At 68.8% G+C, this 21,839-nt stretch carries 17 protein-coding genes; 14 read left to right on the top strand and 3 right to left on the bottom strand.

From position 1 onward, the window contains the following. Positions 1-6 precede the first annotated feature (6 nt). From dxs to AC1DSA_RS19560, 13 genes are all read left to right on the top strand, one after another. The gene (dxs, locus tag AC1DSA_RS19620) at positions 7-1,893 is read left to right on the top strand and encodes a 1-deoxy-D-xylulose-5-phosphate synthase (protein WP_477892283.1); all 1,887 of its coding nucleotides are present in this window, start codon (positions 7-9) and stop codon (positions 1,891-1,893) included. Positions 1,894-2,024: 131 nt separating this feature from the next. Further along, the gene (locus AC1DSA_RS19615; protein WP_477892281.1) at positions 2,025-3,104 is read left to right on the top strand and encodes a TRAP transporter substrate-binding protein; all 1,080 of its coding nucleotides are present in this window, start codon (positions 2,025-2,027) and stop codon (positions 3,102-3,104) included. Positions 3,105-3,326: 222 nt separating this feature from the next. Then, positions 3,327-4,406: a TRAP transporter substrate-binding protein gene (locus AC1DSA_RS19610; protein ID WP_477892279.1), complete on the top strand. Its 1,080-nt coding sequence runs from the start codon at positions 3,327-3,329 to the stop codon at positions 4,404-4,406. Positions 4,407-4,624: 218 nt separating this feature from the next. Then, a complete protein-coding gene (locus AC1DSA_RS19605; protein ID WP_477892277.1) occupies positions 4,625-5,704 on the top strand; it encodes a TRAP transporter substrate-binding protein in 1,080 nt (359 codons plus the stop codon). A 213-nt stretch (positions 5,705-5,917) separates the two neighbouring features. Then, on the top strand, positions 5,918-7,000 hold the full coding sequence (locus tag AC1DSA_RS19600; RefSeq protein WP_477892275.1) for a TRAP transporter substrate-binding protein: 1,083 nt from the start codon (positions 5,918-5,920) through the stop codon (positions 6,998-7,000). Positions 7,001-7,089: 89 nt separating this feature from the next. After that, positions 7,090-8,775 (top strand): cation:proton antiporter domain-containing protein, encoded by a 1,686-nt coding sequence (locus AC1DSA_RS19595; RefSeq protein ID WP_477892273.1) that lies wholly within the window; start codon positions 7,090-7,092, stop codon positions 8,773-8,775. 70 nt (positions 8,776-8,845) lie between these two features. After that, on the top strand, positions 8,846-9,883 hold the full coding sequence (locus AC1DSA_RS19590) for an NAD-dependent epimerase/dehydratase family protein (protein WP_477892271.1): 1,038 nt from the start codon (positions 8,846-8,848) through the stop codon (positions 9,881-9,883). 168 nt (positions 9,884-10,051) lie between these two features. Then, on the top strand, positions 10,052-11,119 hold the full coding sequence (locus tag AC1DSA_RS19585) for a dihydrodipicolinate synthase family protein (protein ID WP_477892269.1): 1,068 nt from the start codon (positions 10,052-10,054) through the stop codon (positions 11,117-11,119). Positions 11,120-11,205: 86 nt separating this feature from the next. Beyond that, complete coding sequence (locus tag AC1DSA_RS19580; RefSeq protein WP_477892267.1) at positions 11,206-12,213, top strand: tripartite tricarboxylate transporter substrate binding protein; 1,008 nt, start codon at positions 11,206-11,208, stop codon at positions 12,211-12,213. Between the two features lie 7 nt (positions 12,214-12,220). Continuing rightward, a complete protein-coding gene (locus tag AC1DSA_RS19575) occupies positions 12,221-12,784 on the top strand; it encodes a tripartite tricarboxylate transporter TctB family protein (protein ID WP_477892265.1) in 564 nt (187 codons plus the stop codon). A gap of 27 nt (positions 12,785-12,811) precedes the next feature. After that, the gene (locus tag AC1DSA_RS19570) at positions 12,812-14,347 is read left to right on the top strand and encodes a tripartite tricarboxylate transporter permease (protein WP_477892263.1); all 1,536 of its coding nucleotides are present in this window, start codon (positions 12,812-12,814) and stop codon (positions 14,345-14,347) included. Positions 14,348-14,357: 10 nt separating this feature from the next. Continuing rightward, positions 14,358-15,209, top strand: a complete 852-nt coding sequence (locus AC1DSA_RS19565) for a sugar phosphate isomerase/epimerase family protein (protein WP_477892261.1) — start codon at positions 14,358-14,360, stop codon at positions 15,207-15,209. Then, the gene (locus tag AC1DSA_RS19560; RefSeq protein WP_477892259.1) at positions 15,202-16,611 is read left to right on the top strand and encodes an enolase C-terminal domain-like protein; all 1,410 of its coding nucleotides are present in this window, start codon (positions 15,202-15,204) and stop codon (positions 16,609-16,611) included. The genes AC1DSA_RS19565 and AC1DSA_RS19560 overlap by 8 nt, the downstream gene beginning before the upstream one ends. 78 nt (positions 16,612-16,689) lie before the next feature. Here AC1DSA_RS19560 and AC1DSA_RS19555 read toward each other — a convergent pair whose 3' ends face one another. The 3 genes from AC1DSA_RS19555 to AC1DSA_RS19545 are packed head-to-tail and all read right to left on the bottom strand — an operon-like array spanning position 16,690 to position 20,423. Further along, positions 16,690-17,943 carry a putative Na+/H+ antiporter gene (locus AC1DSA_RS19555; RefSeq protein WP_477892257.1) on the bottom strand — a complete coding sequence of 418 codons (1,254 nt, stop codon included), beginning with the start codon at positions 17,941-17,943 and terminating at the stop codon, positions 16,690-16,692. 52 nt (positions 17,944-17,995) lie between these two features. Beyond that, positions 17,996-19,798, bottom strand: coding sequence for a TRAP transporter large permease (locus AC1DSA_RS19550; RefSeq protein ID WP_477892255.1), 1,803 nt, complete (start codon positions 19,796-19,798; stop codon positions 17,996-17,998). A 28-nt stretch (positions 19,799-19,826) separates the two neighbouring features. Beyond that, positions 19,827-20,423, bottom strand: a complete 597-nt coding sequence (locus AC1DSA_RS19545; protein WP_477892253.1) for a TRAP transporter small permease subunit — start codon at positions 20,421-20,423, stop codon at positions 19,827-19,829. Positions 20,424-20,586: 163 nt separating this feature from the next. Here AC1DSA_RS19545 and AC1DSA_RS19540 point away from each other — a divergent pair, with 163 nt between their 5' ends. Then, the gene (locus AC1DSA_RS19540; protein WP_477892251.1) at positions 20,587-21,837 is read left to right on the top strand and encodes an SUMF1/EgtB/PvdO family nonheme iron enzyme; all 1,251 of its coding nucleotides are present in this window, start codon (positions 20,587-20,589) and stop codon (positions 21,835-21,837) included. Positions 21,838-21,839 lie beyond the last annotated feature (2 nt).

Genomic DNA, 21,839 nt, shown 5'->3' with positions numbered 1-21,839 from the left:
AACGACATGGCAACGCTGCTGGAAACCATCAACGACCCCGCCGACCTGCGCCGGCTGCCGCGCACGCAGCTGCCGCTGCTGGCGGAGGAACTGCGCGCCTACGTGCTCGAGTCGGTGGCCCGCACGGGCGGCCACCTGAGCTCCAACCTGGGCACGGTGGAACTGACCATCGCGCTGCACTACGTGTTCAACACGCCCTGGGACCGCATCGTCTGGGACGTGGGCCACCAGACCTACCCGCACAAGATCCTCACCGGCCGGCGCGACCGCATGGCGTCGCTGCGCCAGCTCGGCGGCCTGGCCGGCTTTCCGCAGCGCGCGGAAAGCGAGTACGACACCTTCGGCACCGCGCATTCCTCCACCAGCATCTCGGCGGCGCTGGGCATGGCGGTGGCCGCCAAGCAGAAGGGCGAGCAGCGCAACGCCATCGCCGTCATCGGCGACGGCGCGATGAGCGCGGGCATGGCCTTCGAGGCGCTGAACAATGCCGGCGTCGCCGATACCGACCTGCTGGTGATCCTGAACGACAACGACATGTCGATCAGCCCGCCGGTGGGCGCGCTGAACCGCTACCTGGCGCAGCTCATGAGCGGCCGCTTCTACGCGGCGGCCAAGGACATCGGCAAGAACGTGCTCAAGGTCGCGCCGCCGCTGTTCGAACTGGCCAAGCGCTTCGAGGAACACGCCAAGGGCATGGTGGTGCCGGCGACGCTGTTCGAGAAGTTCGGCTTCAACTACGTGGGGCCCATCGACGGCCACGACCTCGAATCGCTGATCCCCACGCTGCAGAACATCCGCCAGCTCGGCGGCCCGCAGTTCCTGCACGTCGTGACGAAGAAGGGCCAGGGCTACAAACTCGCCGAAGCGGATCCCGTGGCCTACCACGGGCCGGGCAAGTTCGATCCCGCCGTCGGCCTGGTCAAGCCGGCGACGCCGGCCAAGCCGACCTTCACGCAGGTGTTCGGCCACTGGCTGTGCGACATGGCCGCGCACGACCACCGCCTGGTGGGCATCACGCCGGCCATGCGCGAGGGCTCCGGGATGGTGGAGTTCCACCAGCGTTTCCCCGACCGCTACTTCGACGTCGGCATCGCCGAACAGCACGCAGTGACCTTCGCCGCGGGCCTGGCCTGCGAAGGCATGAAGCCGGTGGTGGCGATCTACTCCACCTTCCTGCAGCGCGGCTACGACCAGTTGATCCACGACGTGGCGCTGCAGAACCTGCCGGTGGTGTTCGCGCTGGACCGCGCGGGCCTGGTGGGCGCGGACGGCCCCACCCATGCGGGCGCCTACGACATCGCCTACCTGCGCTGCATCCCCAACATGAGCCTGGCCTGCCCGGCCGACGAGAACGAGTGCCGCAAGCTGCTGACCACCGCGTACCAGCAGGACCATCCGGTGGCCGTGCGCTATCCGCGCGGCGCCGGTGTCGGCGCCACGGTGGAGCCGGGCCTGCAGCCGCTGCCTTTCGGCAAGGGCGAACTGCGCCGCCAGGGCAAGCGTGTCGCCGTGCTCGCGTTCGGCACGCTGCTGTACCCGGTGCTGCAGGCCGCCGAGCGCCTGGACCTGACCGTCGCCAACATGCGCTGGGCCAAGCCGCTGGACACCGCACTGCTGCTGCAGATCGCGGCCACCCACGACGCGCTCGTCACGGTGGAAGAGGGCGCGGTCATGGGCGGCGCGGGCAGCGCCGTCACGGAGGCCCTCAACGCGGCAGGTGTGGTCAAGCCGGTGCTCCAGCTGGGCCTGCAGGACACGTACGCCCCGCATGGCGATCCGGCCCGGCTGCTGGCCCTGCAGGGGCTCGATGCGGCGGGCATCGAGGCATCCATCCAGGGCCGCTTCGGCGCGCTGGTCGAGCGGCCGGCGCCCAGCCTCAAGATCGTGGGCTGATCGCGGGTTTCCACGGACCGGGCCCGCAAGGGAAAACCCGTTCCTGACGGAAACCTTTCACTCCGAGAATGGACGCGCCCGGCGGCTGCCGGGCGCCTCAGCAATGCGCATCTTCCATTCGAGGAGTCCCCATGGATCGTCGTTCGCTCATCCGAAATGCAGGCATCGCCGGCGTGCTGGCCACCGGCATCGCTCCTGCGGTCCACGCGCAGGCCGCCATTCGATGGCGGCTCGCCTCCAGCTTCCCGAAGTCGCTGGACACGCTGTATGGCGGCGCCGAGGTGTTCGCCGCGCGCGTGAAGGCGATGTCCGGCGGCAAGTTCGAGATCTCCACGCACGCGGCCGGCGAACTGATGCCCGCCTTCGGCGTGGTGGACGGCGTGCAGCAGGGCACGGTGGAAGTGGCGCACACCGCGCCGTACTACTTCTTCGGCAAGAGCGAGGTGTTCGCGCTCGGCTGCGCGATTCCCTTCGGCCTGAACAGCCGGCAGATGACGGCGTGGATGTTCGAGGGCAACGGCCTGAAGCTGATGCGCGAGTTCTACGCCAAGTACAACATCATCAACCTCCCCGCGGGCAACACCGGCGCGCAGATGGGCGGCTGGTACCGCAAGGAGATCAAGAGCGCCGCCGACATGAAGGGGCTGAAGTTCCGCATCGGCGGCTTCGCGGGCAGGGTGATCGAGCGCATGGGCGGCGTGCCGCAGAACATTCCCGGCGGCGAGATCTACCAGGCGCTGGAGAAGGGCACGATCGATGCGGCGGAGTGGGTGGGACCCTACGACGACCTGAAGCTGGGCTTCAACAAGGTGGCGCCCTTCTACTACTACCCCGGCTGGTGGGAAGGCGGTCCCGAGCTCGACATCCTGTTGAACGACAAGGCCTTCAACGCGCTGTCGGCGGAGAACAAGGCGATCGTCGAGTCCGCCGCCTCGGACGCCCACATCTCGGTGCAGGCCCGCTACGACGCGCGCAATCCCGCAGCGCTCAAGCAGCTGGTGGCCGCGGGCACCAAGCTGCGTCCGTTCTCCAACGACCTCATGAGCGCGGCCTTCAAGGCCTCGATGGCGCTGTACGACGAGATCGGCGCGAAGAACGAGGACTGGAAGAAGATCTACGCCGACTATGCGAAATTCCGCGCCGACGCGAACCTCTGGTTCCGCTTCACCGAGATGACCTTCGACCGCTTCATGCAGGCGCAGAAGCTGTGACGTGACCCCGGGCCGCGCCAGCGGCCCGCTGTCGCAGCCAGGTCCTCGCTTTCTTCGAGCTTCCCGCGGACGCGGGAGGATGTGGCGCGCCTGCGGCAGCGCAAGGGAAAACCCCGGCCTGACAGAAAGCTTGCATTCCTAGAATGAGCCACCCCGCGCGACCGACACCAAAGTTGGATGCCGCACGGGCACGCATCAACATTATTTCATCGAGGAGTGTTCATGGATCGTCGTTCCCTCATCAAGCAGGCCGGCATCGCCGGCGTGCTTGCCGCCGGCGTTGCGCCTGCCGTGCATGCGCAGGCCGCCATTCGCTGGCGCCTGGCTTCCAGCTTCCCGAAGTCGCTCGACACGATCTTCGGCGCGGCCGAGGTGTTCGCGGCCCAGGTGAAGGCCCTTTCCGGGGGCAAGTTCGAAGTCTCCGTGCATGCGGCCGGCGAACTGATGCCCGCCTTCGGCGTGGTGGACGGCGTGCAGCAGGGCACGGTCGAAGCGGCGCACACCGCTCCCTACTATTTCTTCGGCAAGAACGAGTGCTTCGCGCTCGGCTGCGCGATCCCCTTCGGCCTGAACAGCCGGCAGATGACGGCGTGGATGTACGAGGGCAACGGCCTCAAGCTGATGCGCGAGTTCTACATCAAGTACAACATGATCAGCTTCCCGGGCGGCAACACGGGCGCCCAGATGGGTGGCTGGTACCGCAAGGAAATCAAGACGCTGGCCGACATCAAGGGCCTGAAGATGCGCATCGGCGGTTTCGCCGGCAAGGTGCTCGAGCGCCTGGGCGGGGTGCCGCAGAACATTCCCGCCGGCGAGATCTACCAGGCGCTGGAGAAGGGCACCATCGACGCCGCCGAGTGGGTGGGACCGTACGACGACCAGAAGCTGGGCTTCAACAAGGTCGCGCCCTTCTACTACTACCCCGGCTGGTGGGAAGGCGGTCCGCAGCTGGACTTCTTCATCAACGACAAGGCCTTCAATGCCCTGTCGCCGGAGAACAAGGCCATCGTCGAGAACGCCGCGGCCCACGCGCACGTCGTCATGCAGGCCCGCTACGACGCCCGCAACCCCGGCGCGCTCAAGCAGCTGGTCGGCGCCGGCACCAAGCTGCGCCCCTTCTCCAACGACGTGATGGCCGAAGCCTTCAAGCAGTCGCTGGGCCTGTACGAGGAACTGTCCGGCAAGAACCCCGACTGGGCGAAGATCTACGCGGACTACTCCAAGTTCCGCGCCGACCAGAACCTGTGGTTCCGCTTCACCGAGGCGACCTTCGACCGCTTCATGCAGGCGCAGAAGCTGTAAGGACGCGAAGGGCCGCTCGACAGCGGCACGAAGCCGGAAGGGCCCTCGCGGGCCCTTCGCCTTTTGCAGGCCCGGGCGCCCCCTCGTCCTTGCGCCAGCGCAAGCTCCTACCCACAATTGCATGGGTGGAAACACCGGCTTTCCTTGCCAGCCGTTTGACAGGTTCGCATTGCGAACGGGCCGATGATCCGCGGCATCCCAGCAAGGAGATATTCACCATGGATCGTCGTTCCCTCATCAAGAACGCCGGCATCGCGGGCGTGCTCGCCGCCGGTGTCGCGCCCGCCGTGCATGCGCAGGCCGCCATCCGCTGGCGCCTCGCCTCCAGCTTCCCGAAATCGCTGGACACCATCTTCGGCGCCGCCGAAGTGTTCTCGCAGCAGGTCAAGGCCATGACCGGCGGCAAGTTCGAGATCTCCGTGCACGCGGCCGGCGAACTGATGCCCGCCTTCGGCGTCATCGACGGCGTGCAGCAGGGCACCGTGGAAGCGGCGCACACCGTGCCGTACTACTTCTTCGGCAAGGACGAGACCTTCGCCATCGGCGCGGCGATTCCCTTCGGCCTGAACAGCCGCCAGATGAGCGCGTGGATGTTCGAGGGCAACGGCATGAAGCTGATGCGCGAGTTCTACGCCAAGTACAACATGATCAGCTTCCCGGGCGGCAACACCGGGTCGCAGATGGGTGGCTGGTTCCGCAAGGAGATCAAGTCGCTGGCCGACGTGAAGGGCCTGAAGTTCCGCATCGGCGGCTTCGCCGGCCGGATCATCGAGCGCATGGGCGGCGTGCCGCAGAACATCCCCGGCGGCGAGATCTACCAGGCGCTGGAGAAGGGCACCATCGACGCCGCCGAGTGGGTGGGTCCGTACGACGACCAGAAGCTGGGCTTCAACAAGGTCGCGCCCTTCTACTACTACCCCGGCTGGTGGGAAGGCGGCCCCGAGGTCGAGTTCTTCATCAACCAGAAGGCCTGGGACGCGCTGCCGGCCGAGTACAAGGCGATCATCACCGCCGCCTCCGGCTACACGCACGTGGACATGCAGGCCAAGTACGACGCCCGCAACCCCGGCGCGCTCAAGCAGCTGGTCGCCGCCGGCGCCAAGCTGCGCCCCTTCCCGGCCGACGTGATGGCCGAGTCCTTCAAGGTCTCGATGCAGGTCTACGAGGAGCTGTCCGCGAAGAACCCGGCCTGGAAGAAGGTCTACACCGACTACTCGAAGTTCCGCGCCGACCAGAACCTGTGGTTCCGCTTCACCGAGGGCACCTTCGACCGCTTCATGCAGGCGCAAAAGCTCTGAGGCGAGACCGAAGCGGGGACGCTTCGGTCTTCGTCGCCGGGCCGGGACGGCCCGCCCGTTCCTTGCGAAAAGCCGCACGCCGTGCGGCTTTTTTTCGTTCGGCTGGCCGACCGGCGTGCCCCAGCAAGGTGCAAGGCTGCTGCAAGCTTGTCAGGCGCGGTGCGCGCATCATCGCTTGGCGTTATTCTGTCAGCTGTCAGGAGCTCCTCTTCCATGGACCGTCGTTCCCTCATGAAACGCGCCGGCATCGCCGGCGTGCTCGCTTCCGGCATCGCCCCCGCGGTGCACGCCCAGGCCGCCGTGCGCTGGCGCCTCGCCTCCAGCTTCCCGAAGTCGCTGGACACCATCTTCGGCAGCGCCGAGACCTTCTCGCGCACGGTCAAGGCCCTGTCGGGCGGCAAGTTCGAAGTCTCCGTGCACGCCGCGGGCGAGCTGATGCCCGCCTTCGGCGTGGTGGACGCGATCCAGAACGGTACCATCGAGATGGCGCAGACGGCGCCCTACTACTTCACCGGCAAGGACCCGATCTTCGCCTTCGGTTGCGCCGTGCCCTTCGGCCTGACCGCGCGGCAGATGGACTCCTGGATGGAGCACGGCAACGGCCGCAAGCTGATGGATGCGTTCTACGCCGCCTACAACTTCAAGAGCGCCAGTGCGGGCAACACCGGCACCCAGATGGGCGGCTGGTACCGCAAGGAGATCAAGACGGTCGCCGACCTCAAGGGCCTGAAGATGCGCATGGGCGGTGGACTGTTCGGCGAGGCCATGGCCAAGCTGGGCGTGGTGGCGCAGAACATGCCCGCCGGCGAGGTGTACCAGGCCCTGGAGAAAGGCACGCTGGACGCCACCGAGTTCGTCGGCCCCTACGACGACGAGAAGCTGGGCTTCAACAAGGTCGCGCCGTTCTACTACTACCCCGGCTGGTGGGAGGGCGGCGCCGAGCTGGAGTTCTTCATCAACACCAAGGCGTTCGAGGCGCTGTCGCCCGAGAACAAGGCCATCGTCGATGCGGCGGCGAAGGTTGCCGCGCGCGACATGACCGCCAAGTACGATGCGGTCAACCCGCTGGCGCTCAAGCGCCTGGTGGCGGCGAAGACGAAGCTGATGCCGTTCTCCAAGGAACTCATGGATGCCGGCTTCAAGGCGTCGATGGAAGTCTTCGCCGAGCACGAGGCCAAGTCGCCCGAGTTCAAGAAGATCCACCAGGACATGCGAGCCTTCCAGCGCGACCAGCTGCTGTGGACGCGCTTCTCGGAGTACCGCTACGACAGCTACATGACGACCGTGAAGCTCTGAGCCGGCACTGCTCCGCCAGGCCGCCTGCGGGCGGCTTTTTTCTTTTCGCCCCCGCGCCGCGGTGATGCCGTAGTAGATTGGCCCTTCGCATGGAACACGACATCCCCCTCATCACCACCATCGCTGCCGCGCTGGGCCTCGCGCTGCTGCTCGGATTTGCCGCGGCGCGGCTGCGCCTGCCGGCGCTGGTCGGCTACCTCGTCGCCGGCGTCCTGATCGGCCCGTTCACGCCCGGCTTCGTGGCCGACACCAAGCTGGCCTCCGAGCTGGCCGAGATCGGCGTGATGCTGCTGATGTTCGGCGTCGGCCTGCATTTCTCGCTGGGCGACCTGCTGGCGGTGCGCAAGGTGGCGGTGCCCGGCGCCGTGGTGCAGATGATCGCCGCGACGGCGCTCGGTTTCGGCCTCGCCACCTGGTGGGGCTGGAGCGTCGCGGCCGCGCTGGTCTTCGGCCTGGCGTTGTCGGTGGCCAGCACGGTGGTGCTGCTGCGCGCACTGGAAAGCCTGGGCCTGCTGGAATCCTTCAACGGCCGCATCGCCGTGGGCTGGCTGGTGGTGGAGGACCTGGCGATGGTGCTGGTGCTGGTCCTGCTGCCTCCGCTGGCGCCGGTGCTCACCGGCACGGCGTCGGCCGATCCGCAGGTCCTGCTGCGCAGCGTCGGCATGACGCTGCTGCTGGTCAGCATCTTCGTGGCGCTGATGCTGGTGGTGGGCCGGCGGCTGTTCCCCTGGTTGCTGTGGCAGGTGCAGCGGGTCGGCTCGCGCGAGCTGTTCACGCTGTGCGTGGTCGCCGCAGCGGTGGGCATCGCCTACGGCGCGACCAAGCTGTTCGGCGTGTCGTTCGCGCTGGGTGCCTTCTTTGCCGGCATGGTGCTGCGCGAATCGAAGTTCAGCCACCGCGCGGCCGAGGAGACGCTGCCGCTGCGCGATGCCTTCGCGGTGCTGTTCTTCGTGTCCGTGGGCATGCTGTTCGACCCGCGCATCCTGGTCGAGCAGCCGGTGCGCGTGCTGGCGGTGGTCGGCGTGATCGTGGTGGGCAAGTCGGTCGCCGCGGCGCTGCTGGTGCTGCTGCTGCGCTATCCGCTGCACACGGCACTCACCGTGTCCGCCAGCCTGGCCCAGATCGGCGAGTTCTCCTTCATCCTGCTGGCGCTGGGCAGCGCGCTGGGCGTGATGCCGGAGGAGGCGCAAAGCCTGGTGGTGGCCGGCGCGCTGATCTCGATCGCGATCAATCCGCTGGTGTTCCGGGCCATCGGGCCGCTGCAGCGCGCGCTGCTCGCGCGTTCGCAGCTGGCGCGCGAGCTGGCGCAGCGCGACGATCCGCTGGCGGAGCTGCCGACGACGACCGACCCCAAGTACCTGTCGCACCAGGTGGTGCTGGTGGGCTACGGCCGGGTGGGGCGCAAGCTGGCCGAAGGCCTGCTCGCCCACCAGCTGCCCTTCGTGGTTGCGGAACAGAGCCGCGAACTGGTGGAGGAACTCCGGGCCCAAGGCATTCCCGCGGTGTTCGGCGACGCCGGGCAGCCCGAGGTGCTGGTGCAGGCCCACATCGCCCGCGCGCGCATGCTGGTGATCGCCACGCCCGACACGCTGGGCGTGCGGCGGATGGCCACGCACGCGCGGCTGCTCCATCCCGGCATCGAGATCGCCGTGCGTTCGCACAATGCGGAAGAGGCGAGCCGGCTGGAGGAGGAGATCAGTGGCCGCGTCTTCGTGGGCGAGCACGAGCTGGCGCTGGCCATGACCCACCACGTGCTGGAGCGCTGCCGCGCCTGAGCCGCAGCGTCCTGGAAGCTAGGGCTTCCCCTGTCTTGCCTCTATTCACCATCCGGTGAATAGTGCAGTCATGACCCAGGATGCCCAGGGATTGCCCGCGCGGATCGAGGATCTCGCCGCGCTCGACGAATTGATGAGCCGGCCTTCGCCGGAACTGGTGCAGGCGCTGAAGCAGGCGCCCGGCGACCTCCTCGTGCTCGGCGTCGGGGGCAAGATGGGCCCGACGCTGGCCCGCATGGCCAGGCGGGCCGACCCGGGCCGGCGCGTGATTGGCGTGGCGCGCTTCAGCGAACCGGGGCTGCGGGAGCACCTGCAGCAAGGTGGCGTGGAGTGCGTCGCCGCCGACCTGCTGTCGCGCGAAGCGCTGGCGGCGCTGCCGGATGCGCCCAACGTGGTGTTCATGGCGGGCCGCAAGTTCGGCTCGACCGGCAGCGAATGGCTCACGTGGGCCATGAACGCGCACGTGCCGGCGCTGGTGGCCGAGCGCTATCCGCGTGCGCGCATCGTCGCCTTCTCCACCGCCTGCGTGTACCCCTTCGTGCCCACTTCGGGCGCCGGCGCGCCCGAGTCGCTGCCGCCGACGGCGCCGTCCGGCGAGTACGCCAACTCCTGCGTCGCGCGCGAGCGCATGTTCCAGCACTTCTCCCACCTGCATGCAACGGCGGGCCGGCTGCTGCGCCTGTCGTACGCGATCGACATGCGCTACGGCGTGCTGCACGACGTGGCGCAGAAGGTGCTGCACAAGCAGCCGATCGACCTGTCCATGGGCCACGCCAACGTGATCTGGCAGGGCGAGGCCAACGACTGGGCGCTGCGCACGCTGGCCCACTGCACCACGCCGACCAGCGCGCTGAACCTGAGCGGGCCGCGCGTGAGCATCCGCGAACTGGCGCGCGAATTCGGCCAGCGCCTGGGCGTTGCACCCGTCCTCACGGGGCAGGAGGCCGAGACCGCGTGGCTGGTCGATTGCAGCGAGGCCTTCCGGCTGTACGGCCCGCCGAAAGTGGACCTGCAGCGCATGCTGGACTGGACCGCCGACTGGGTGCAGCGCGGCGGCGCCAGCCTGGGCAAGCCCACGCACTACGAAGCACGCGACGGAAAGTATTGACCCACCCCCGGAGATTGGCCCACCCCCGAAGCGCCTGCGGCGCCTCCCCCAGAGGCACCCCGGAAAATCGCACGGCGATTTCCCGGGGACCCCGCTCGAGGGGGCGCGACCAGCGGCCCGGCGAAGCCGGTTCCGCGTTGGCACTGGAAGGGACAGCTGGAAACTGAAATGCACTGGAGCGACCTACCCACCGACAGCCTCGCGGTCCTGCGCCGCGGCGCGGTGATCCCCGCGCACCTGCTCGCACTCGATGCGTCGCGCAAGCTGGACGAGCGGCGCCAACGGGCGATGACGCGCTACTACCTCGATGCCGGCGCCGGCGGCGTCGCGGTCGGCGTGCACTCCACGCAGTTCGCCATCCGCGACGTCGGCCTGTACGAGCCGGTGCTGGAACTCGCGATGCGGACCGCACAGGAGTGGGAGCCGCTGGGCGGACGGCGGCCGCTGTTCATGGTGGGCGGTCTCGCGGGACGCACCGAACAGGCCGTGCGCGAAGCGCGCATCGCCCGCGGCCTCGGCTACCACGCGGGGCTCCTGAGCCTGGGTGCACTGAAGGGCGCCGGCGAGGACGAGCTCATCGCGCACTGCCAGGCCGTGGCCGGGGAGATCCCGCTGGTGGGTTTCTACCTGCAGCCCGCGGTCGGCGGCATCCACCTGCCCATGGCCTTCTGGCGCCGCTTCGCCGGCATCGACAACGTGGTGGCCATCAAGATGGCGCCCTTCCACCGTTACCGGACCCTCGACGTGATCCGCGGCGTGGTGGCGGCCGGCGCGGAGGATCGCATCACGCTCTACACGGGCAACGATGACCACATCGTGCTGGACCTGCTCGCGCCGTTCTGCTTTGTGCGCGACGGCCGGCCCGTGACGGTGCGCGTGCGGGGTGGCTTGCTCGGTCACTGGAGCGTCTGGACCCGGGCCGCGGTGCAGCTGCTGGAACGCATCCATGCCGCGGTGGCGGCGGGCCAGGCGCCGATGGACCTGCTGGCCCTGGACAGCCAGGTCACCGATTGCAACGCGGCGCTGTTCGACGTGGACCACGACTTCCATGGCTGCATCGCCGGCTGCCACGAGGTGCTGCGGCGCCAGGGCCTGCTGCAGGGGACGTGGTGCCTCGACCCGCAGGAGGGGCTGAGCCCGGGGCAGGAGGCCGAGCTGACGCGCGTGCAGCGCGACTACCCGCACCTCACCGACGATGCCTTCGTGGCGCAGCACCGGGAGCGCTGGCTCGCGTGAACCCCGGGCAAGCCGCGTTGACAGCCGGCCCGCGCGCGGCCTAGAGTCGCTATTAACCGTTTAGGGAATTAACCGGAGACACCCTCATGCAGAAGCGCTTCTTCCTCCACGCCCTCGCCGCTTCCCTGGCGCTGGCCGCCGCCCTGCCTGCCGCCGCGCAGAACTGGAAGCCCAGCCGACCGATCAACCTGATCGTGCCCTGGGCCGCTGGCGGTTCCACCGACCAGGTCACGCGCGTCACGGCGGCGGAACTGGAGAAGGCGCTGGGCCAGACCATCGTCATCGTCAACCAGCCGGGCGCATCCGGCGCGATCGGCACCAAGAGCGCGCTGGACGCCGCGAAGGACGGCTACACCTGGGCGGCCGGGGCGGCGCAGGACCTGGGCGCCTACCAGTCCCTGGGGTCGGTCAACACGAGCATCAAGGACTGGCACCTGTTCCTCAACGTGGCCAATATCCAGGTGATCGGCGTGAACCCGCAGCGTCCCTGGAAGAACGCCAAGGAACTGCTGGACGACATGAAGGCCCGGCCCGGCCAGATCAGCGTGGCCACCGCCGGCGTGACCTCCGCCGCGCATGCCGCGATGGACCAGATCGTCAAGGCCACCGGCGTCAAGTACAAGGAAGTCTCCTACGACGGCGGCAACCCCGCGGTGGTCGCGACGGTCGCCGGCGAGGCCGACCTGACCACGCAACTGGCGGTGGAGCAGGCCGACATGATCCGCGGCAAGCGCCTGCGCCCGCTGGCCACCGTCGGCGACAAGGCGCTGGAGCTGGAAGGCTTCGGCACCATCCCGCCGCTGTCCGCGACGCTCCCCGGCTTCACCGCGCCGCCCAACTACTTCGGCATCTTCATTCCCAACGGCGTGCCCGACGAGGTGGTGAAGACCGTCGAGCGCATCTGGGCGCAGAACATCGCCAAGAGCGAGGCCCTGCGCAAGTACGCGAACAGCCGCGGCGCGCTGTTCAGTCCGCTGGCAGGCGACGAGGCGCAGAAGGCCGTGTGGCCGGCGGTGCAGCTCAATGCGTGGAACCTGCACGCGGGCGGCAAGACCAAGGTGGCGCCGGACACGGTGGGCATTCCCAAGCCCTGAGCGCCGCATGACCGACCCGGCCCTCGTTCCCGAGCATTCCATCGCGCAGGGCACCGAGCCCGAGCCTTCCTCGCCGCGGGCCGACCTGCACGACGCGATCGGCTGGATCGCCCTGGGCCTCGCCGTCGTGGGGGGCTCCATCACCATGGACCGGCTGGAGCGGCAGAACATCAACCCGGTCACCGTGCCGGGGCTGTTGCCCGGGCTGCTGGGCATCGCCATGGTGCTGCTGGGCGCCGTGCTGGGCCTGCGCAGCTGGCGGCGCGGCGCGTTCACGCAGCCGGTGCAGCCGGCCACCGCGCACCAGCGCGAGGAACGCCGGCGGGTGTGGATCGCCGTGGCGCTGTGCACCGGCTACGGCGTCGTGCTGGTGGGCCATGGCATCCCGTTCTGGCTCGCTTCCACGGTCTACGTCACGGCGTCCATCCTGATCTTCCAGCGCATCAGCGCCGACCCGTCGGAACGCAGGCTCACGCCGCGCGCGTGGGGCAAGGCGCTGCTGATCGGCGTGCTGTCGTCCGTCATCACCTGGCTGGCTTTCGAAAAGCTGTTCCTGGTGCGGCTGCCCTGAGCGCGTCGCGAAACCATTCCTCCCGCCATGCTGCAAGGACTGCAAGACCTCGGCGCCGCCTACCTGAGCTTCATGAACCCGCTCACGCTCCTGTATGGGCTGGGCGGCGCCTTCGTGGGCATCGTCATGGGCATCCTGCCGGGGCTGTCGGCCACGCTGGCCATCGCGCTGCTGACCACGCTGACGATCAAGCTCCAGGCCAACGACGCGATCCTGGTGCTGATCTGCTCCTACGTGGGCGCGCTGTACGGCGGCTCGCGCACGGCCATCCTGCTGAACATCCCGGGCACCGCAGCCAACGCCGCATCCTGCGCCGATGGCTACGCGCTGGCGCAGCAGGGGCAGGCCGGGCGCGCGATCGGCATCGCGACCTCCGGCGCCTTCGTGAGCACGCTGATCGGCGTCGTCTGCCTCGCGCTGTTCACGCCCCTGCTGGCGGAAGTCGCGCTGCAGTTCGGCGCCTTCGAATTCTTCTGGCTGGCGCTGTTCGGCGTCACCATGTCCGGCAGCATCGTCGGCGGCGACCCGCTCAAGGGCTGGCTGATGGGCCTGCTGGGGCTGTTCCTGGCGCAGGTCGGTCAGGAAAGCCTCTATGCCTACAACCGCTTCACCTTCGACTGGGACGAACTGGCCGGCGGCATCGCGCTGATCCCGGCGCTGGTCGGTGCTTTCGGGCTGGCGGAGGTGCTCACCACGCTGGCCGACCCGATCGAGCGCAAGATCGCCGACCTCAAGGACTCGGTGCTGCCACGCTGGAAGGAAGTGCTGGAGTACAAATGGACCGTGCTGCGCTCCGGCATCATCGGCGTGCTCACGGGCCTGCTGCCCGGCGTGGGCGAGGATGCCGGCGCCTGGATGTCGTATGCCGCGGCCAAGGGCCTGAGCAAGGAAAAGGAGAAGTTCGGCAAGGGCTCCATCGACGGCCTGATGGCCGCGGAGACCGGCGACATGTCGTCGATCCCCGGGCACATCATTCCCTCGCTCGCGCTGGGCATCCCCGGTTCGGCGCCCTCGGCGGTGCTGATGGCCGCGATGATCATCCACGGCGTGCAGCCGGGTCCCATGCTGATGATCCAGCATCCGCACTTCATCTATGAGGTGGTGGCGATGACCACGCTGGCCTCGATCACCATCCTGCTGTTCGGCCTGTTCGGTGTCCGGCCGCTGCTGCAGGTGCTGAAGGTGCGGCGCGGCATCCTGATGCCCATCGTCTTCCTGCTCTGCACGGTGGGCGCCTTCGCCACGGCCTCGCGCCTGTTCGACATCTGGATGATGCTGGCCATCGGCATCGGCGCCTACTTCCTGCGCCGGCGCGGCTACGAGATGGCGCCGCTCGTGCTGGGGCTGGTGCTGGGCCCGCTGCTGGACAAGAGCCTGCGCCGCGGCCTGGTGCTCTCGGACGGCAGCATCATCCCCTTCTTCACGCGCCCGATCGCCATGGCCTTCGCCGCGGTCACGATCTTCACCATCCTGCTGTACGTGCCGCCGTTCAAGGCCGGCGTGGTGCGCGTGCGCTCGGCCATCGGTGGGGCCGTGCGCGGCATGTGGCCGCGACGCGCGTAAGCTCGGGCGCATGAAGTTCGCCCTGTGCAACGAGGTGCTGCAGCCCCTGCCTTTCGCGCAGCAGTGCAAGCTCGCGGCCAAGCTCGGCTACGACGGGCTGGAGCTGGCGCCCTTCACGCTGCTGCCCGATCCCACGGAGCTCACCGATGCCGAGATCGAGGGCTTCCGCCGCGTGGCGGAGGACCATGGGCTGAAGATCTTCGGCCTGCACTGGCTGCTGGTGGCCCCCACGGGCCTGTCCATCGTGTCCGCGGATGCCGCGCTGCGCCAGCGCACCCGGCAGGTCATGGTGCGGCTGGTGGAGATGTGCGCCGCGCTCGGTGGCAGCTACCTCGTGCACGGCTCGCCCCGGCAGCGCAGCGTGCCCGAAGGCAGCACCCGCCAGGAGGCCTGGGAGCGCGCGCGCGAATGCCTGTCGGGTGCCGCCGCCGCCGCGGCGCGCTGCGGTGTCACCTACTGCCTGGAGCCGCTGTCGCGGAGCGAGACCGACCTGTTCAACACCGTGGCGGAGTCGGTCCGCATGGTCGAAGAGATCGACGAGCCGGCGCTGCGCACGATGATCGACTGCAGCGCCGCGGGCCAGGCCGAGACGCAGCCCGTGCCCGAACTGATGGCGCAATGGATGCCGCGCGGTGTGATCGGCCACGTGCAGGTGAACGATCCCAACCGGCGCGGTCCGGGGCAGGGCGCCATGGACTTCGGCCCCATCCTCCGGGTGCTGCGCGACATGGAGGCCCAGGGCCACTTCCCCGGCGTCGTCGGCGTCGAGCCCTTCGACTACGTGCCCGACGGCCCGGGCTGCGCCGCCCATTCCATCGGCTTCCTGCGCGGCGTCCTGCAGGGACTGGACGCCCATGGCTGAATCGACCCTGATTTCGCTGCGCGCGATCGAGCTCTACGAGCGGCCGGTCACGCTGCGCATGCCGTTCCGATTCGGCGTCGTGACGCTGCGCGAAGCACCGCAGGCCTTCGTGCGCGCGCAGGTCGCGCTGCCCGATGGCCGCACGGCCTGGGGCGCCGCGGCCGAACTGATGGCGCCCAAGTGGTTCGACAAGAACCTGTCGCTGTCGAACGAAGACAACTTCGCCCAGCTGCGTGCGGTGCTGCGCATGGCGCGCGCGGCGTACCTCTCCGACCGCACGCCGGCGACTGCCTTCGGCCATTTCGCGCGCCACCACGATGCGCACCAGCGTGCCGCGGCAGGCGAGGGATTCAACCCGCTGCTGGCGAGCTATGGTCCCGCGCTGGTGGACCGCGCCGTGCTCGACGCGCTGGGCCGCGCGCAGGGGGTCTCGTTCTACGCGGCGATGCAGGGCAATCTCGCCGGCATGGGCGACGCGCATCCGCAGTTCGCCGGCTACGACTTTGGTCAGTTCCTTTCCGCGCTGCGGCCGGCCGACCGCATCCACGCACGCCACACCGTGGGCCTGGTGGATGCGATCACGCAGGCCCACCAGTCCGAGCGCGTGGCCGATGGGTTGCCGGAGACGCTGGAGCAGGTGGTGCAGGCCTATGGCCATCGCTACTTCAAGCTCAAGGTGAGCGGTAACGTCGATGCCGACCTGGACCGGTTGCAGGCGATCGCCTCCGTGCTGGACCGCGCGACCCAGCCTTACCACGCCTCGCTGGACGGCAACGAGCAGTACGAGAGCGCGCAGGGCGTGCAGGAACTGGTGTGCGGCATCCAGGGGCGCGCCTCACTGCGCCGGCTGTGGGACGCCATCCTGTTCATCGAACAGCCGATCGCTCGCAAGCTGGCGCTGGACGTGGACCTGCGCGCCGCCGCGCTGGGCAAGCCGGTGATCGTCGACGAGTCCGACGGCGAACTGCAAAGCTTCGTGCAGGCGCGCGCGCACGGCTATGCCGGCATCTCGTCCAAGACCTGCAAGGGCTTCTACAAGTCGGTCCTCAATGCCGCGCGGTGTGCCGCCTGGAACCGCGAGGAGGGAGCGCCGCGCTACTTCATGTCCGCCGAGGACCTCACGACGCAGGCGGGGTTGTCTGTGCAGCAGGACCTGGCGCTGGTCAACCTGCTGGGGATCACCCACGTGGAGCGCAATGGCCACCACTACGTGAACGGCATGGCGGCGTTGCCCCAGTCAGAGCAGGACGCCTTCCTGCGCGCGCATCCGGACCTGTACGAGCGCTCCTTCGGCGCGGTGCGCCTGCGCATCCGCGACGGCGAGATCGCGCTCGGTTCCCTGGCAGCGCCGGGTTTTGCGAGCGGCGCGCTGCCGGATTTCGGGGTGATGCATCCCATGTAGGCTGGCGGTGAGCGCGAAGCCGAACCCCAGCGCTGGGGTTCGCCTGTTGGCTCACCGCCAGCCTACGGGACCACCGGCCTACAGGAACAGGAAGGCGGCCGCCGCCACGGCCGTAGGAACCAGCGCGCCGAGCAGCAGGAAGCCCGCCCCCACCGTGCCGTCCTGGAAGCCCCCGCGCAGCAGCGCGACGCCCGCGGGATTGGGCGCGTTGGCGATGACGGTGAGTCCGCCGCCAGCCACGGCGCCCGCCACCAGTGCGTACTTCGACGCGTCGGACAAGCCTTGGATCAGGGAACCCAGGTAGGTGAGGGCCGCGTTGTCCGTGAGTGCGGTCAGTCCCAGCGCGCCGAAGAACAGGGTGTTGGCGCCCATGCCGGACACCACCGGCTGCAGCCACCAGTCCTGCATGCCGCCCAGCACCACCAGCCCGGCCAGGAAGAAGGCGACGAGCAGCGCCTCCTTGAGCAGCAGCGGCTGCTGGTAGCGCGCATAGGCGCTGGTGTAGCCGAGGAAGAACAGGAACAGGCCGAAGAAGACAGTGGGGTGGTGCGCCGTCAGCACCACGCCCACCAGGAACAGCAGGTGCACGGCCTGCACGGTCCTGGACACGGCGGGTGCGTCCGCAAGGTCTTGCTGCGGGGCGTCGGGCCGCAGATGGCCCCGCAGCAGCCAGGTCGCGGCGGTCGCGTTGACCACGACCGCCAGCGCGGCCTTCCAGCCGAACGTGCTTGCCATGAAGGCGGTGTCCCAGTTCCAGGCGCCGGCCACCATCAGCACGGGCGGCGCGGCGTACGAGGTGAGCGTGCCGCCGATCGAGATGTTGACGAACAGCACGCCCAGCGCGAAGTACTTCAGCGGCTCGGGCACGCCGGGGCAGAACACGCGGGGCGCCAGCAGCAGCGCCGCCATCGTCATGGCCGCGGGCTCGGTCACCAGCGAGCCGAGCAGGGGCAGCACCGCCAGGCACAGCCAGGCCACGGCCACCTCGCGCCGAAGCGGCAGCACGCGCGCGCACGCGTTGATCGCCCAGCGCAGCGCCTCCATCACGGGGTGCGAGGCGGCGATCACCATGATCACGAAGACGAAGAGCGGCTCGGTGTACTGGCGAGATTCGATGTAGCCGATCGCGTCGTCCCGGCTGGAGAGCGCCGCCATCGCGAGCACCAGCACCATCGACCAGAAGCCGAACACGACCTCCACTTCGCCGAGCAGGTGGAACAGGCCTTCGTGCTTCGGCAGCCGGTGGCCCAGACGGTGCAGCTGGCGCGCCGCGAAGGTGTGGACCAGCGCGAGCGCGAACAGCACGGTGGCGACGGTCTCGATGCTCGGCATGCGGGCTCCGAAAAGCGCGAGGGCCCCGCAGGGCCCTCGCTGGTCAGGGGTCTTACTTCTTCTGCGTTCCGAAGAGTTCGTCCATCTTCTTCTGTTCGTCGTCCCCCGACGTCTCGGCGGCGGGCGCCGAAGCCGCATCGCCCGACGGGGCGGCGCCCGGCTGCGTGCCGGGAGCCGGCGGCGGCGCGAAGGGATCGCTGCCCGGCGCCGCGCCGGGCATGTCGGTGGGCATCTCGATCTTCACCTTGTCGAGGTCGACGTTCTCCACCTTGTCGCGCGAGACGATGCCGGGGAACGCGATGATCAGGCCGACCATCACGATCTGGATGATCACGAAAGGCACCGCGCCCCAGTAGATCTGCATGGTCGTCACCGGCGGGATCAGCTTGCGCGTGAGCTTGTCGGTGTATTCCTTGTCCGGCGCCACGCTGCGCAGGTAGAACAGCGCGAAGCCGAAGGGCGGGTGCATGAACGAGGTCTGCATGTTCACGCCCAGCAGCACGCCGAACCAGATCAGGTCGATGCCCAGCTTCTCCGCGACGGGGCCGATCAGCGGCACCACGATGAAGGACAGCTCGAAGAAGTCCAGGAAGAAGGCCAGGAAGAAGATCAGGATGTTCACCACGATCAGGAAGCCCAGCTGGCCGCCCGGCAGGCTGGTCAGCAGGTGCTCCACCCAGCGCGGGCCGTCGACGCCCTGGAACACCAGGCTGAACACGGTGGAACCGATCAGGATGAACACGACGAAGCAGGACAGCTTGGTCGTGGTGTTGAGCGCCTGCTTGAGCAGCGAGAACGACAGGCGCCCGCGGGCGAACGCCATGATCAGCGCGCCCATGGCCCCCATCGCGCCGCCTTCGGTCGGCGTCGCGATGCCCAGGAAGATGGTGCCCAGCACCAGGAAGATGAGCAGCAGCGGCGGGATCAGCACGAAGGTCACGCGCTCGGCGATCCGCGACAGCAGGCCCAGGCGCGTCACCTTGTTGATCACCGCGATCACGAAGGCCAGCATCACGCCGGCGCACAGCGACACGACGATGGTTTCATCGGTGGCCGCCGTGGTCACGCGGCCGTCCGTGTACCAGCTCACGATGCGCGCCCAGTTCTCGCCCATGTAGATGGCCAGGCCGGCGGAGATCAGCGTCAGCGCCACCAGCGAGGGCAGGCCGGTCTTGCCGTTGTCCTCGCGGATGGTGCGCGCTTCCAGCGGCAGCGCCGGCGCCCACTGCGGCTTGAACACCGCCACCAGGATCACGTAGAGGGCGTACATGCCGGTGAGCATGAAGCCGGGGATGAACGCGCCCTTGTACATGTCGCCGACGCTGCGGCCCAGCTGGTCGGCCAGCACGATCAGCACCAGCGAGGGCGGGATGATCTGCGCCAGCGTCCCGGAGGCGGCGATCACGCCGGTGGCCAGCCGCCGGTCATAGCCGTAGCGCAGCATGATGGGCAGCGAGATCAGGCCCATGGAGATCACCGAGGCGGCCACCACGCCGGTAGTGGCGGCGAGCAAGGCGCCGACGAAGATCACGGCCAGCGCCAGGCCGCCGCGGACCGGGCCGAACAGCTGGCCGATGGTGTCCAGCAGGTCCTCCGCCATGCCGCTTCGCTCCAGGATCAGGCCCATGAGCGTGAAGAACGGGATCGCCAGCAGCGTGTCGTTCTGCATGATCCCGAAGATCCGCAGCGGCAGGGCCTGCAGCAGCGACTCGGGCAGCACGCCCATGGTGATGCCGACGATGCCGAAGAACAGGCCGCAGGCCGCGAGGCTGAAGGCGACCGGGAATCCGAACAGCAGGAAGAAGATCAATCCGCCGAACATGATCGGCGCAAGGTTCTGGGCGATGAACTGCATCATTGTTGTGTGCTCCTCGTGCGGGCGTTCAGACGCGGCCCTGGGCTTCGGCCTGGCGGCGCAGTTCCTCCGCCAGTTCTTCCTCGGGGGTCTTGGCGACCTTCTTGATCGTCGGGTCGGGGATCAGCCCGCGCAGGAAGGCGATGCGCTTCACGAGTTCCGACAGCCCCTGCAGCATCAGCAGGCCGAACCCGATGGGCATCAACGCGTACACGGGCCAGCGGATCAGGCCGCCGGCGTTGGAGGACATCTCGCCGGAACGGTAGCCTTGCAGGAAGAAGGGGGTGCCGAACCAGAGGATGATCATGCACATCGGCATCAGGAAGAAGGTGAAGCCGATGATGTCGATCCAGATCTGCTTGCGCTTGGACAGGTGGCTGGAGACCACGTCGATCTTCACGTGCTCGCCATTGAGCAGCGTGTAGCCCGCGGCCAGCAGGAAGGCGCCGGCGAACAGGTACCACTGCACCTCGAGGTATGCGTTCGAGCTGACGTTGAAGATCTTGCGGACCAGGGCGTTGATGGCGCTGATGATCGTGGAGCCGAGGATCAGCCAGATCACCCACTTGCCGACCTGGGCGTTCAGCCAGTCCACGGCATTCGAGAGCTTCAATAAAGCGCGCATGTTGTCTCCGTGCCGGAGGCTGAGCGACCCCCGATTGTCAGGTAGAGTAGTAAGAAGGAAATTCTAGGAAGCGCCCCCCGGGCAACCTGACAGCATCGTGACGCCGGCCCTCTTGCGGCATCGGTGTTTGTACCCGGTCAGCCCCGGACGGACCCACCCCGCCATGCCTGCCGTGCCCGCCGCCATCGACACCCCCGACATGCGCCGCGCCAGCCGCGAGCAGCTGTCGCTCGCGCTGATGGATGCGCGCAACCGCACCCTGCAGCTGCTGGCGCGCCTGGAGGAAGGCCTGGGCGAGGACCTGCGTGTCCCCAAGAGCGACGACCTGGTGCCGCCCCTCTGGCTGGCCGGCCACGTGGGCTGGCTCGCGGAATACTGGATCGCCCGCAATCCCCAGCGGGCGCTCGGGCCGCGCTGCCCGCCGGACGCCGTGCGACTGGCTTCCATCGAACCGCAGGCGGACCAGTGGTTCGATCCCCGGCTGGCACCGCACGGCCAGCGCTGGACGCTGGAGCTGCCGGATGCGCCGGCGATCCGCGCCTACCTGCTGGACACGCTGGAGACCACCCTCGACCTGCTGGAACACACCGCCGACGAAGACGAGGCGCTGTACTTCTTCCGCATGGCCCTGTTCCACGAGGACTTGCGGGGCGAGGAACTGGTCCACATCGGTCAGGCGACCGGGGTGTCCCTCGGCCTGCCGCTGCCCGCGGGCGTGGCCGCGCGCCCGCCCATGTCCATGCCGGCCACGCAGTGGACGCTGGGCTGGTCCGACGATCACGCCTTCGCGCTCGACATCGAGCGCGGCCACGAGGCCGTGCAGGTGCCCGAGTTCGAGATCGACGCGCAGCCGGTGACCTGGGCGCAGTACGTGGAATTCATCGCCGACGGCGGCTACGACCGCGAGGAACTGTGGCACCCCGGTGGCTGGAGCTGGCTGCAGGGCGAAGCGGAACGCGAGGGCCGCCGCGGCCCGCGCTACGTGGAGCAGATCGGTGTCGCCAGCGGCGCCGTGCTGCAGACCCTGTTCGGCAAGCCCACGCGCATGGGCGGCACGCAGCTCGTGATGCACGCCAGCTGGTGGGAGGCCGACGCCTACGCCCGCTGGGCGGGCCGCCGCCTGCCCACCGAGGCCGAATGGGAGATCGCCGCGACGCAGGCCGTGCGCCGGGGATTCCGCTGGGGAGACGTGCGCGAATGGACCGCCGGCACGCTGCGCCCCTTCGCGGGCTGGCAGCCCGACGTGTGGGCGCCCCAGGCGGAGATGGAAGTGGAGGCCGTGTTCCGCGCGGCCCGCGTGCTGCGCGGCGCGTCCTTCGCCACGCGCTCGCGCCTGAAGCATCCGAAGTTCCGTGCCTGGGCGCTGCCCGGGCGCGACGAGAGCTTCGTCGGCTTTCGCACCTGCGCGATCTGAGG

The sequence above is a fragment of the Ramlibacter sp. P4_H7 genome (assembly GCF_056400765.1).
The sequence above is the reverse complement of the archived record's forward strand: the minus strand, read 5'-3'. Positions and strand labels throughout refer to the sequence as shown.

Bases quoted from the DNA above. Each gene is read 5' to 3' on its own strand.
- dxs (WP_477892283.1), top strand. From the start codon at position 7: ATGGCAACGCTGCTGGAAACCATCAACGACCCCGCCGACCTGCGCCGG.
- AC1DSA_RS19615 (WP_477892281.1), top strand. From the start codon at position 2,025: ATGGATCGTCGTTCGCTCATCCGAAATGCAGGCATCGCCGGCGTGCTG.
- AC1DSA_RS19610 (WP_477892279.1), top strand. From the start codon at position 3,327: ATGGATCGTCGTTCCCTCATCAAGCAGGCCGGCATCGCCGGCGTGCTT.
- AC1DSA_RS19605 (WP_477892277.1), top strand. From the start codon at position 4,625: ATGGATCGTCGTTCCCTCATCAAGAACGCCGGCATCGCGGGCGTGCTC.
- AC1DSA_RS19600 (WP_477892275.1), top strand. From the start codon at position 5,918: ATGGACCGTCGTTCCCTCATGAAACGCGCCGGCATCGCCGGCGTGCTC.
- AC1DSA_RS19595 (WP_477892273.1), top strand. From the start codon at position 7,090: ATGGAACACGACATCCCCCTCATCACCACCATCGCTGCCGCGCTGGGC.
- AC1DSA_RS19590 (WP_477892271.1), top strand. From the start codon at position 8,846: ATGACCCAGGATGCCCAGGGATTGCCCGCGCGGATCGAGGATCTCGCC.
- AC1DSA_RS19585 (WP_477892269.1), top strand. From the start codon at position 10,052: ATGCACTGGAGCGACCTACCCACCGACAGCCTCGCGGTCCTGCGCCGC.
- AC1DSA_RS19580 (WP_477892267.1), top strand. From the start codon at position 11,206: ATGCAGAAGCGCTTCTTCCTCCACGCCCTCGCCGCTTCCCTGGCGCTG.
- AC1DSA_RS19575 (WP_477892265.1), top strand. From the start codon at position 12,221: ATGACCGACCCGGCCCTCGTTCCCGAGCATTCCATCGCGCAGGGCACC.
- AC1DSA_RS19570 (WP_477892263.1), top strand. From the start codon at position 12,812: ATGCTGCAAGGACTGCAAGACCTCGGCGCCGCCTACCTGAGCTTCATG.
- AC1DSA_RS19565 (WP_477892261.1), top strand. From the start codon at position 14,358: ATGAAGTTCGCCCTGTGCAACGAGGTGCTGCAGCCCCTGCCTTTCGCG.
- AC1DSA_RS19560 (WP_477892259.1), top strand. From the start codon at position 15,202: ATGGCTGAATCGACCCTGATTTCGCTGCGCGCGATCGAGCTCTACGAG.
- AC1DSA_RS19555 (WP_477892257.1), bottom strand. From the start codon at position 17,943: ATGCCGAGCATCGAGACCGTCGCCACCGTGCTGTTCGCGCTCGCGCTG.
- AC1DSA_RS19550 (WP_477892255.1), bottom strand. From the start codon at position 19,798: ATGCAGTTCATCGCCCAGAACCTTGCGCCGATCATGTTCGGCGGATTG.
- AC1DSA_RS19545 (WP_477892253.1), bottom strand. From the start codon at position 20,423: ATGCGCGCTTTATTGAAGCTCTCGAATGCCGTGGACTGGCTGAACGCC.
- AC1DSA_RS19540 (WP_477892251.1), top strand. From the start codon at position 20,587: ATGCCTGCCGTGCCCGCCGCCATCGACACCCCCGACATGCGCCGCGCC.